Consider the following 13318-nt stretch of genomic DNA (forward strand, 5'->3'; position numbering starts at 1 on the left):
GGAGTCGGAGTTGTCGCCGGAGTCGGAGTTGTTACCGGAGTCGGAGTTGTCGCCGGAGTCGGAGTTGTTACCGGAGTCGGAGTTGTCGCCGGAGTCGGAGTTGTTACCGGAGTTGGACTTTCCGTCGGAGTCGGAGTTGTTACCGGAGTTGGACTTTCCGCCGGAGTCGGAGTTGTTACCGGAGTTGGAGTTGTTACCGGAGTTGGACTTTCCGCCGGAGTCGGAGTTGTTACCGGAGTTGGACTTTCCGCCGGAGTTGGAGTTGTTACCGGAGTTGGAGTTGTCGCCGGAGTTGGAGTTGTCGCCGGAGTTGGAGTTGTCGCCGGAGTTGGAGTTGTTACCGGAGTTGGAGTTGTTACCGGAGTTGGAGTTGTCGCCGGAGTCGGAGTTGTTACCGGAGTTGGAGTTGTTACCGGAGTCGGAGTTACATCGTTATCTAAAATTGTCAAAGTCGCCCTATTTTGCGCTCCCAAACTCGCACCGTTTGTGGGATTATTCAGACTGAGCGCAACAGTCTCAGTTCCCTCTACTAAGGTGTCATCGTTAATGGGAATCGTAAAAGTTTTGCTTGTTTCGCCGATCGCAAAATTTAAAGTTCCTGATGTTGCCGTGTAGTCACTGGCTGCATTACCAGTCCCGTCGGCAGTGCTGTAGGTGACATTCGCCGCCACATTAGTATTGCTTGTCCGAATCACGGTAATTGTGGCAGTACCCCCACCTTCACTGACATCGTAATTGGCAGCACTAAAATTAAAACTGCCTGGGTTGCTAGGAATATTGACATTAAAGCTTCCCAAGTTACTGGCTGCGACAAAGTTATTATTGATATCGCTAACTTGGCCCGATTCGATCGCGATCGCATAATTCCCATTATCAGCCACATCCCAACTGCCACCGGGCGCGGTAATTTGATAGGTAGCCGTGCGAGGAGTGCCGTTGCCAGCCGGCGTAAAGCTTACCAATGTTGCTAATTGGTTAAATCCATTCGGCCCAGTCACGCGGATGTCTGAATTATCCAAACTGCTGCTGTTGACAGCAACATTGTCGCTGTAGTCTACCGTAAAAGTTTCTGTAGTGCCGCCACTGCCGATAATGTTGGTAGCGACTAGATTGGCAGCAGCAGGTACGATCGCATCGGCTGTAATGTTGATGGTGAAGGTTTGGGCTGCGGAAGTGTTTGCGCCGCCATTGGCAGTGCCGCCGTTATCGCTTAACGTCGCAGTGACAGTTGCAGTACCGCTGACACCGGAGGCTGGGGTGTAGGTGAGGTTGCCCGCTGGGTCGATCGCAGGCTGCACGGTAAATAGAGTGTTATTGTTGTTGCTAAGGTTGAAACTAACAGTTTGAGTGGATTCGTTGGCTGGGCCCTTAGAGATGCTTGTTGCCCAGTTGGCAACTGTTTGTGCTCCCGTACCTGCGATCGCGCTTGAGTCTGTCCCTTTCACAAAAGACGGTGCATCGTTGACAGAATTAACGGTAATTGTTGCTGTCTCGCTGGCCGTACTAAAAGCTGCTAAACCGCCGCTACTGCTAGCAGTTGAAATATCAGCCGTCCCGCCGTTCGCGAGGGTAGTACCGCTAGAGTTAGTCGTCGTTCCATCCCATGACTGATACGTGATATTAGCACTGCCGTTGTAGTCAGCATTGGGAACAAAGCGGATGCTGGCATTGCCTGCTAGCAGTCTCGCTGCTGCTGTTGACGGCGTGCCGAATGCCGTCCAAGTCGCACCGCTATCAGTTGAATATTCCCAACTGCCGTTAGTATTGTCTGTCGCCGTGACAGCAATTCCTTGAGTGTCAGCGGTGTCCAAATCTGTAACAGCACCTGCAATTAAAGCAGAAACTAAGGTGCCGGTATTGCTGGCAGCAAGTACATCTTCATTAATTGCTGTTAGTACCGGCGCACCGCTGTTGTCGAGTACAGGTGCGTTGTTGGCTGCAAACGCTGCGAATGCGGTGGGAATGGCAAAATTGTTGTCGCTGACAAGAATTAGCGTTCGCTTCCCAGTTGCCGTCTGAGAAGGCCCAAATGTCATCCCTTCAAAATTGTTGATCGGAAAGCCTGAAGTGTTTGGGAAATCAGCAATCAGAGTTTTCGATACCGGTGTAATGCCAGCAACACCAGAAGCAATCAAGCCTGTATTCGTTTGAATGTCCGTCGCACCGTTTAAAGAAATTTGATAAAGCTTCAAATCGCCTGACGGCGGATTCGTTGCTAAGTTGAGAAAACGTTCGAGAACCAGCAGCGTATTATCATCAACGGCCAGCATTTCTGAAATGCCGTTGCCGGGATCGGTGTTGTAAAGAAATTCTCCGTTTGCGGTGTTTGTGCCTAAGTTATATCTTAAAATGCGCGATCGCGTGCCAATCGTAGCCGTTGTAAGTGTAGCAGGGCCGTCTTGTTCGAGAGCATTTTCTGTTGCTGTAAACAGAAAACTTTGACTGGGAGTAATAGTCAGACTTTCAAAAGCTTGATTGTTGCGGATGCCACTGGTAGTATCTGCTGATGATACGTCGTATTTGGGAGAAGAAATAGGCAGCACTAGGTTTTGCTGTCCCGTGGCAATGTTGAAGCTATTGATAAAAGGCTGGATAGTTGGAGTTGGCGAGAAATTGCCTTCAGAAGAAACGAAGACATTACTGCCGATTAAGGCAATGCCCTCTGTATCTGAAGTATCTGCGGCAAAGGGAGGCGGATTGCCAATCTGTGTTACCGCTGTAAAATTAACTTGTCCTAATGCTGGTGTCAAGATACCCGAACTCACATTAGGTATAGTGAGGGTGTAAAAGCGAGACGGGCCGGGACTGGCACCAGGAATATTGCGGCCGTCGGAGATAGCGTAGTAAGTGTTGTTGCCCGCGTAGGTAAGGCCCGACAGTCCACCTACCTGGGTTCCTCCAACAACAGGATAATTTGTATTTGCCGGAAATCCTGCTTGTCCCAAAAATTGCAGGCCGAAGGCAAATTGATAGGCGGCTCTTGCGGCTGGGTCGATCGCCAACCCAGAGGACACCGCTCCCGTTGTATAATCTAGTTCCCAATCTCCGCCTTTAGCTGCACTTCCTACAGGTCCGCTGGAAGCAGCAATTTTTGCCTTTGTTAGCCTACTGATTTGCTGCACGAAGTTAGCGCCCGCATCATCCGCCGCCACATCGCACCCGTACAGCAAAATCTCTGCACTCTGGGCGAGCGATCGCGACCACCGCTGCAATTGCTTAGCATATGTTTTTAAATTTGTCAAGTTTAGGTCGATCGCCCCTAGCTGCAAACTCCCGGGGCGACCGTGGGAGATAAGATGAATGCTTTTAATATTGCTGCGACTCCCTAGCACTTCCGTAATTTGTGCTACTCCATCCCCAGCCGCATCGAGGATAATTACTTCTGTCCCGGCTGCGATTCCGTTGCTGAGGATTGGGATATCTGGAATGGCAGAGTCGAAAAAGGCGATCGAACTCATAACAGAACTGATAAAATCTGGCACAATACACCTCTGGTTAGATGACCTTACGGAAATTAATATGCACCAAATTTAGCAAATTTCAATATTAAATGTCATCAGTAAAATTAACTGCCATGGTTTGTAGTGAGGACTTCAGTTTTTTCTTGGATGCGGACTAAAGTCCGATGCTGCGAACCTGTTCAAGGTTCGATCGCCAAAAGTTCTTCTGCTACCAATCCCTTCTGAATAGCGAGCACTGCTGCTTGAGTGCGATCGCGCACTTCTAGCTTTTGCAAAATTGCGTGCACGTGCACCCGCACAGTCCCCGGAGCAATGTACAATATTTGTGCAATCTCCTGATTGCTTTTCCCCCCCGCAACTAAAGCCAAGATTTCCTGTTCCCGCTTCGTCAGCGGATTGTCTAAAACTTCGGATTTAGTCGCGAATTTCACAGGTTCGGGATTAGCAAAAATCGCCCGAATTTCCGCAGTTGCCGCCTTGTCCCACCAAGAAGCGCCCGACGCTACCGATCGAATTGCCAACACCAAAGTTTCCGCCGCAATTCCCTTGAGACAATATCCCTGAGCTCCCGCTGAAATCAACCTTTCAATTAATGATTTTTGGGCGTGAGATGTTAAAATTAAAATGGGAATTATCTGATGGTGTGGTAAATTCCCTGAATGCGACAACAGCAAATAACAGGGCGATCGACCACCGCCCGCGCCAATATTTCTCTTGAAGTTGCAGATTTTTTGTAACTTTTAAGAAGTTTCTCAAGATTTTCATTAGAAAGAAAGGAGAATAATATAGCAATCGGCAAGGCGATGGCGGACTCGATCGATTCCTGAAACAGATGAGCTTATTACCTAGGGCGTGTTTTCAAACTGCAACCTCAGATTCAGAACCCCCTAAATCCCCCTTAAAAAGGGGGACTTTGACACTCTTGCTCCCCCCTTGGGAAGGGGGGCCGGGGATCTCAGAGGCAAGAAAACACACCCTAGAGCCTCCTGCCTCCTGCATGGGGGCCCAGAAACCGGGTTTTTTTACAACAATACTTCGTTCGTACTCGAAGATTAGGTAAAAAACCCGGTTTCTTTGTCGGAGTGCGTCCAGGACTGACCAAATTATGCCAGAGGTCTAATGAAAAGTCATGAGAAGTCGATGAGAACTCACTCAACTTCTCAAATAGCCACCTGATTTAATAAAAAAACGGTAGAAAGTGCGAGCTGAAATCTTGCAGCATTCTCAATAAGCTGTAGGGTGGGTTCACATCCAAATTCGCAATAATTCACCGCAAATACTGTGCCGCAATATCCACACCAACCCATTAATCCGCCGGGGGTTGCAAACCCCCGTCTCATAGCATAAGTCCTCTAGAAGAGGACTGAAAGACACATTTTTTATAATTATTTTAAGGTTTTTTTCCAGTCGGTTTCAACCGACTTTTGCTATGAGACGGGGATTTAAATCCCCGGCAGACCTGCGGACAAACCGATCGATTCGATCGAGGGACTATGTATCAATAAATTTTCACAAATATTTACAGACTTTTATACAATCAACTGTTATGGTTGAGCCAACAAATTTTCACTCTTTTTTAAACCAGGAATAAGTGTCATGTCAAAATTGAATTGTCAAGTTTCAGGAAGTGCGATCGCCTTTATCGATCGCCAAGTTGCAGATTATCAAAGTTTGATTGCCGGGGTAACACCGGGTACGGAAGTAGTGGTTTTGGATCGGGATCGGGATGCGATCGACCAAATTACCGAAGTTTTAGCTATTCGGACAAATATAGATAGCATTCACATAGTTTCTCACGGCAGTCCGGGAAGTTTGCAACTGGGAAAAACTAGATTGTGTTCTGGCAATCTGGAAGCTTATGCCGAGAAATTGCAGCAGTGGCGGAGTGCGTTTACAGACAGTGCAGATGTTTTAATTTACGGTTGCAATGTGGCAGCGGGATCTCGCATTTGTCCCAAAGTCCGCCGGGGAATTAATTCCCCGTCTCATAGCGCAAGTCGGTTGAAACCGACTGAAAGAAAGGCGGGTATTCAGTCCTCTTTAGAGGACTTTCGCTATGAGACGGGGGTTGAAACGAACGGCGGGCCTGCGGGCGAGGGCGGACCTGCGGGCGAGGGTGCGGACATTCTGATTTACGGTTGCAATGTCGCATCAGGGCCTCGCATTTGTCCGAAAGTCCGCCGGGGAATTAATTCCCCGTCTCATAGCGCAAGTCGGTTGAAACCGACTGAAAACAACCCGATCAAACAGTCCTCTTCAGAGGACTTTCGCTATGAGACGGGGGTTGAAACGAACGGCGGATCGGATGAATACGCCAAAGACGATCGACACGCGATCGATCGTGAATGTGCGATCGATCGTGAATGTGCGATCGATCTTGAATGTGCGCTCGATCGTGAAGGTGCGATCGATCCTAAACACAAAGCAGACGGTTTCACCTTCATCCAGCGCATCGCCCAACTCACAAATACCAACGTTGCCGCCTCCAAAAACCTCACCGGAAGTGCAGCAAAAGGTGGCGACTGGGAACTAGAAACAACAACTGGAAAAATAGCAGCCTCTTTAGCATTTCGGCCCGAAGTTCTAGCAGCATACAACCACGTCCTTGCCACCTTCAGTGAAGCCAGAAACTATAGTTCGGGCCAAGGAAGGATTTCTGACATTGGTACGGGCGATTTTAATAGTGACGGTTTCCTCGACTTAGTAGTGCCAATGGGGGAAAACAACTTCCCAAAAGATCTTGCCATATTGTTGGGGACGGGTACTACGGGCAGCTTTGGTACTCCTATCAGCTTATTTAAGCCAGCTAAAGAGAATCCCTCTGGCGTTGCAGTGGGGGACTTTAATCGAGACGGCAAACTCGATTTAGCTACAACGAATTTCGGTTTTTCCAATAACGGCAATTTCGTTTCGATCCGGCTGGGGACGGGTACTGGCAGTTTTGGCGATCCTACCAATTTCGGTCAAGGGATAGATCATAAGTCGATCGTAACCGGTGACTTTAATGGAGATGGCAAGTTAGATTTAGCCACAACTCCTTACTCCATTTTTGATAACTTCATTTCAATACTTTTTGGAGACGGTACTGGTAGCTTTGGCACTCCCGTTAAGATTAGTACACAAACACCAAAGTTTACTGTTGCCACAGCCGACTTTAACGGCGACGGCCAACTCGATTTAGTCACGTCTAACAATGAAAAGACTAATAACATCTCCGTTTTCTTAGGAGATGGTAAAGGCAACTTTAACTCCCCCGTTAACCTTAGCTCCCCCACTAACAATGGCAGCAGCATCGGCGGGACTCAGCGAACCGTCGTCACAGGCGACTTTAATGGTGACAGCAAACTCGATATCGCCACTAATAACAGCACCGATAAATCTGTCTCAGTCTTCTTGGGAGATGGTACGGGTAATTTTGATACTGCTAACAACTTTAATGTCGCAACTACTGGAGGATTTCCCCAATTTGTGGTTGCAGGGGATTTTAATGGCGACGGCAAACTCGATTTAGCCACGTCTAACTACTTTAGTACCTACCTTTCAGTTTTGTTAGGAGATGGTACGGGTAAATTTGGTACTCTCAGCAACTTTACGATCCCGAATTCTTTCGCATATGCTTATATGCTTGCGAGAGATTTTAATGCTGACGGCAAGTTGGATATAGCTACGGCTTTCGATCAAAATGTCTCGGTTCTGCTGAATACATCGAATACAGTTAATTTCGGTGCGGCCACTTACAGCAGCGTGGAAGGAACAACAGACAAAGTAGTTAATATTCCCGTCAAAATCACCGGCGAGACTCCCTTAAACGATGTAGTTGTGCCAATTGTCCTAGACCCCACTAGCACAGCCACCGAAAATTCAGACTACACCTTTTCCCCTACTTCGATTACATTCCCCGCAGGTGCAACAGGTGATGCACTTACCAAAAATATTGCAGTTACTATCAAGGCTGACAATATCTCTGAAAACCCCGAAACCGTAATTTTCAACCTTGGCACAATTACCAGTGGCATTGCCGGATCTACAAAAAAAACAACTCTAACTATTTCAGATCAGGTTTCTGTTGGTTATGCCATTGCCACCAATGCTGCCACCATTGATGAAGGTAATAGCGGCAAAAAACCTCTAACTTTCACTGTGACTCGCAGCAACGTCACTAACGGGGCAAGTAGCGTCAAATATGCAATAGCCGGAACAGCTACCAACGGCAGCGATTATAACAATATCGGCGGCACTTCTGGGGCAATAACTGCTACTGGCACGATTAATTTTGCGACAGATGAAACATCAAAAACCATCACTCTGGATGTGTTGGGCGACACCACGGTGGAACCCGATGAAACTATTACCGTCACCCTGTCAGATCCCACAGGCATCGCAGCGGTAACACCGACAATCACCACTGCTACCGCTACCACAACTATTATTAATTACACTGCACCGACACCGACACCGACACCAACACCAACACCAGTCACGCCAACGCCAACACCAACGCCGACACCGATACCACCAACACCGACACCGACACCGACACCGACACCAACGCCAACACCGATACCAACACCAACGCCAACACCAGCGCCAACACCAACGCCGACACCACCAACGCCGATACGAACACCGACACCAACACCGACACCAACGGATAACCGCCCGCCATTGGTAAATCGTCCTGTCTTGTCGCAAGGAGGTTCTAAAACCAATGAGTTGACCTTTGCTGCAAACACCGATACTGACCCCGATCCGGGCGATCGCATTAACTATACGATCTCTCTGGCAGATTACAATGCTTTGAATTCGTCTGCATACACTTGGGAGAGAGCTCTCAACGGCGATTCCTATCGCCAGCCGGTAGATGGGTTAAGTTTTCCTCAAATTCCTCTCCCCTCGTGGTTAACTTTCAATCCCGGAACCCGTACTATCAATTTAGATGCGAGTCGCCCAAAATCTTTCAACTATTGGCTGAAGGTAACGGGAACGGATGCGTCTGGTACCAGTGTTAGCGAACTCGTTCGGTTCAAGAGTTACAATTTCGGCGGTTTTGTGATTGACAATTACATTGCTGGTGCTACTATCTTCTTTGATGCTAACAAAAACGGCATACTCGATCCTAACGAACCGTCTGCCATAACTAGCCCTAACGGTGAATTCGATCTGAATCTCGCCTCCAACATTTTTGACAAAAATGAAAACGGGGAAATTGACCCAGAAGAAGGCAATTTAGTTGCCATAGGTGGCACCGATACCGCCACTGGTTTACCGCTAGAAACACCAGTTACGGCACCACCAGATGCTACTGTTGTCACCCTTTTAACCAGCTTAGTTGCTGACTTAATCGACAAAGGAGTTACATCAGAACAAGCACAATCTTTAGTCAAAAATTCCCTTGCCATCCCCGCTAATGTTGACCTAATTAGCTTAGATCCCATTAAGGCAACCAACAACAACCAGCCAGGGGGAGTCCAAGTTTTATCCGCAATGGTGAAAGTCCAAAACATCATCACTCAAACTAGCGCTTTGATTGACGGTGCTTCTGGTGCATTAACTAAGGATATTGTCAAGGCTGTTGTCAGTTCAATTACGAGTCGAATTCAATCCAGTACAGTTTTAAACCTCAGCAATGCAGCAGATTTAGAACCAATTATTCAGCAATCTGTCAGTAGAATCAAGCAAGTTGACCCCAGTTTTAACGGTCAAAACTTCACCCAACTTGCCTCGCAAGCTGCGACTGTAATGGCAACAGCAAATCAACGCATTGATGCCGCTGTCTCCAGCACAACAGGAACATCGATTCCTGAAGCAGTCGCCCGCGTCCAAAAAGTAGCTTTGGGCGCAACTACTCAAGACTTTAAAGCAGTTGGTGCGGGAAGCAAGCCAATTTCCCAGTTAGTTGCTGAGAATACTGGTGCTGCTTTAGATAGCAAAATTCAAGACGCAACCTCGCCTGCGTCTGGGCTGGCGGTTCCTGTTGTCACCGGCGACGCGGAGTTGGGCAGCAATTCGCCCGATCGCATTCTCGGTACAAATGATGACGATATCCTGACTGGCGGCGGCGGAAATGATGCTTTGATGGGCATGAGGGGCAATGATTACCTCGACGGTGCGATCGGCAATGACTCTCTTTTCGGCGGCAAAGGTAACGATATTCTGCTGGGAGGTAGCGGTAATGATGCCTTGTTTGGCAGTCGCGGTGCCGACATTTTGAATGGCGGTGATGGTAACGATATTCTGCTGGGAGGTAAGGGCGATGATTTGCTGACTGGCGGTTTGGGAAGTGATATTTTGACGGGAGGTAATGGCAATGATAAATTCTTGCTTTCTACCAATGCCGGTACTGATACTATTACTGACTTTGAAGTTGGTAAAGACTTGTTAGTATTGGGTAACAATCTCACTTTTGCCCAATTGTCAATTACTCAAGAAAACAGTGCAACTTTCATCCGTTTGTCAGCAACAGGTGAAATTTTAGCCTCTCTTAATGGAGTGTCTGCCAGCTCGATCGATGCTGCCAATTTCAACATAGCTTAGACAGTCCCGGACGCAGGTATTCTTGTAGGGCGCGCACTGCGCGCCTTACTGCTACTTGTAGCGCATCAAACTATATGAGTGCGTAAATCCTGTTTGTGAAGGTTCGATCGCATTGTGGCGCAAAAAACAGCGTTTAGATAGCATCTATACCTGCAAATATAGATCGATCGCTGCATCTAAACATTCGCCTAATGACAATATTTGATTAAACACACTCAACATTTGTATAACAATAATTTTGAAAATTGGCATTATTTAGCACAACAAATGCAACTTTCGGAGGATAGCAGACTCTAGCTTCTGGCGGATGCGCCAGAAGCTTCGATCTGTCAAAATCGCACTTGTTAAACTAATTAAAAGTGCGCTCTATGGTAGATCATTACATTCTCAACTTGCTAGTGATTGGCATCCTCCTGCTCACCGTCACGTTGGGCTCGGGATGGATTTCGCGATTGCCGGTATCTTATGCCTTAATTTATCTAATTGTCGGTATCGGATTGGGGCCCTACGGCGTCAAGCTGATTGAATTGCGCCCCGAAGCTCAATTTTTAGAAAGACTTACAGAATTTGTAGTTATTGTTTCTCTGTTCAGTTGCGGATTAAAAATGAATCGCCCGCTTCAACTTTGGGCCTGGAATTCCACAGCGCGGCTGCTCGGTTTTTTAATGCCAATTTCGATTTTTGCTGTTGCTGCGATCGCTCATTGGTTTGTCAAATTAGATTGGGGCCCCGCGATTTTACTGGGAGCAATTCTCGCTCCCACCGACCCAGTTTTAGCCTCAGAAGTGCAGTTAGCTGATATAGACGATCGCGATGAATTGCGCTTTGGTTTAACATCGGAAGGCGGTTTGAACGATGCTTTAGCTTTTCCCTTTGTTTATTTCGGCATTTATGCGCTAAAAGATAACAACTGGCCGAACTGGTTTTCGCAGTGGGTAGCAGTTGACTTGATTTGGGCGGGCGCCGCAGGTATCGTGATGGGCATTTTAGTAGCCAAAGCCGTCACCTGGATCGATAAAAGACTCCAACGCTACCGACCCGCCGACGAATTAATGGAAGATTTCATCGCTCTCAGCACAATTCTGCTCACATATTCCCTCACAGAAGTAGTCAACGGCTACGGATTCCTCGCAGTTTTTGTAGCAGGAATTGTAGTGCAGCGGAGTTACCGCGATCCCGAAAAACCGCTTTCCCAACTGCACTTTACCGAGCGCATAGAAAAGTTAATGGAAGTAGCAACAATTTTAATATTGGGTTCCATGTTGCGCCTAGAAGCTCTGGTGGCACATGGCAGCTACGCCCTCTTAATAGCTGGATTGTTAATCTTTTTGATTCGGCCTGTGGGAGCTTGGATCAGTACGCTCGGCAGTCGTTTGCATCCCGCCAGCCGCTGGTTGTGCGGTTGGTTCGGCATTCGCGGCGTCGGTTCAATCTATTATCTTACCTATGCTTTCGGTCACGGTTTAAAAGGCGAAACTGCCGAGAAAATTGCCTGGATTACCTTTACAACAATCGTGATTTCTGTGATTTTGCACGGCATTAGCGCTACTCCGTTAATGAACTGGTACGAACGGCGAATTAAACCTAAAGTACCGGATTTAATTTAATTCACACTTTAATACTCGATCGCCTCAAACTTCCCCTATCCCCTAGAATAAAGATATCGCCCCGTTTTCCCCAAGTGACACGATGCAATCCACCCTCAACCAACCGGACACCCTCACCCTAGAACTCCCCACCTCTACCATTCTCCACGTCACCCCCGAACAGTTTGAGGAACTTGCCGCAGCCAATCCCGATTTAAGATTAGAACGAACGGCCCAAGGAGAATTAATCGTGAATCCACCTACGGGAGGCGAATCAGGATATCGTAATGTCAAAATTTCCTACTTTTTAGTCAAGTGGGTCGAAGAGGAGGGGGGTCATGGTATACCCTTCGACTCCTCCACAGGATTTATCCTCCCCAGCGGTGCTCGCCGTTCCCCGGATGCCTCCTGGGTGCGGCGAGAACGATGGGAAGCTCTGACTCCCGAACAACGCCGAGGATTCGTTCCCCTGTGTCCCGATTTTGTCGTCGAGTTGCGCTCTGCTACAGATAGCCTCGCCAAACTTCAAGAGAAAATGCAGGAGTATCTCAACAATGGTGCGAGATTGGGATGGTTAATTGACCCTCAGAATCAACGAGTCGAAATCTACCGTCCGGGACAACAAATCCAGGTTTTAGAACATCCCACAGAACTTTCTGGAGAGGATGTATTACCCGGATTTATCTTAAACTTAGGACGAATTTGGCGGTGAATTGGACGATACTTTTCAGGGTCGATTTCCCCACCCGTGTTCTTACCCATCCATAATGATGACTGGTTTAACTCCCACCAACAAAGCGAGTTCCCGCCACTTCCAATAACAGTAAAAGCCAGAGTTGTAGGGTGCGTCAGGCGAAGTTCTCTAACGGCGATCGGGAATTTCGGGAGAGTAGCGCACCTTACTATATAATCTAAAATCGAGTTCTAGGGTGCGTCAGGCGAAATTCTATAACGACACCGAAAGAAAAGAAGATTATAATTTTTTCGATAACTCTAATATAAACGTTCGCGGAATCAAACATGGATAGATTTGAATTTCAGCTAGCAATGCTGCAAAAAGGAGCAGAGGAACTAGAGAAAAAAATAGCTAACTTCACAACAATTTTGATGCAATTAAAAACTACGGCAATTACCATTTGGGTAGCGTTGATTGGTTGGGTTTTTACAAGCAAAATAGATGCGTTGGTTCCCCTAGGATACGTTATAATTTTTGGTTTCTGGTTTTTAGAAGCTACCTACTGGAAGGTGCAATTTTATTACATACAAAGAGTCGATGCAATTACCAAATTCTTGAATAATGAAAGTGCCTTAGATGAAAGTTTTAATACTCGCTCAATTCCGGAAGGTCTGGTTCACCCGCTCGGTTCATTAAAAACAATTAAAATGCCTTCTTTAGGTCGAGCTATCTGCGCTCCCTCAATCTATATTTTTTATACCTTTTTGTTTGTTGTTAATTCGATCGTTTGGTTAATAACTCTTAAAACAGCCCTCTAACTGGGTAAGATCCCAATGTGCGAGCGACCGGACAATATCTTCCATCCCAACTAACTAAAAGTGTAAATTGGAGGTTCAATTTGCTTGCTACTCCAAAAAACGGTTGTTTTCTGTATCGTTTGGGTTAAGAGTTCGCCTGTTCTCTCCTCAATACTCTGTTGGTTATTTTCACGCTAACCAGAACTGTTCGCGATCGACTTCTACTATGACAGCAACCTCTTATATTCAGGACTTAGGCAACTG

Annotated in this window: 6 protein-coding genes; 4 read left to right on the forward strand and 2 right to left on the reverse strand. The window is 47.2% G+C overall.

From position 1 onward, the window contains the following. The coding region (locus tag QUB63_RS26525) for an esterase-like activity of phytase family protein (RefSeq protein WP_332948352.1) at window positions 1–3482 on the reverse strand (3482 nt) is incomplete at its 3' end. Window positions 3483–3640: 158 nt separating this feature from the next. Next, the gene (locus QUB63_RS26530; protein WP_442921864.1) at window positions 3641–4042 is read right to left on the reverse strand and encodes a LuxR C-terminal-related transcriptional regulator; all 402 of its coding nucleotides are present in this window, start codon (window positions 4040–4042) and stop codon (window positions 3641–3643) included. A gap of 1015 nt (window positions 4043–5057) precedes the next feature. On the opposite strand from QUB63_RS26530, the gene QUB63_RS26535 reads away from it, so the two are divergent. The 4 genes from QUB63_RS26535 (at window position 5058) to QUB63_RS26550 (ending at window position 13075) form a co-directional block, all read left to right on the forward strand. Next, entirely contained in the window at window positions 5058–9995 is a 4938-nt protein-coding gene (locus QUB63_RS26535) for a DUF4347 domain-containing protein (RefSeq protein WP_332948353.1), read from the forward strand. Window positions 9996–10363: 368 nt separating this feature from the next. Continuing rightward, on the forward strand, window positions 10364–11602 hold the full coding sequence (locus QUB63_RS26540; protein WP_332948354.1) for a cation:proton antiporter: 1239 nt from the start codon (window positions 10364–10366) through the stop codon (window positions 11600–11602). 82 nt (window positions 11603–11684) lie between these two features. After that, complete coding sequence (locus QUB63_RS26545) at window positions 11685–12293, forward strand: Uma2 family endonuclease (RefSeq protein ID WP_332948355.1); 609 nt, start codon at window positions 11685–11687, stop codon at window positions 12291–12293. Window positions 12294–12601: 308 nt separating this feature from the next. After that, window positions 12602–13075 carry a hypothetical protein gene (locus QUB63_RS26550; RefSeq protein WP_332948356.1) on the forward strand — a complete coding sequence of 158 codons (474 nt, stop codon included), beginning with the start codon at window positions 12602–12604 and terminating at the stop codon, window positions 13073–13075. Window positions 13076–13318 lie beyond the last annotated feature (243 nt).

It is taken from the genome of Microcoleus sp. ARI1-B5 (assembly GCF_036705795.1).
GTDB lineage: Bacteria > Cyanobacteriota > Cyanobacteriia > Cyanobacteriales > Microcoleaceae > Microcoleus.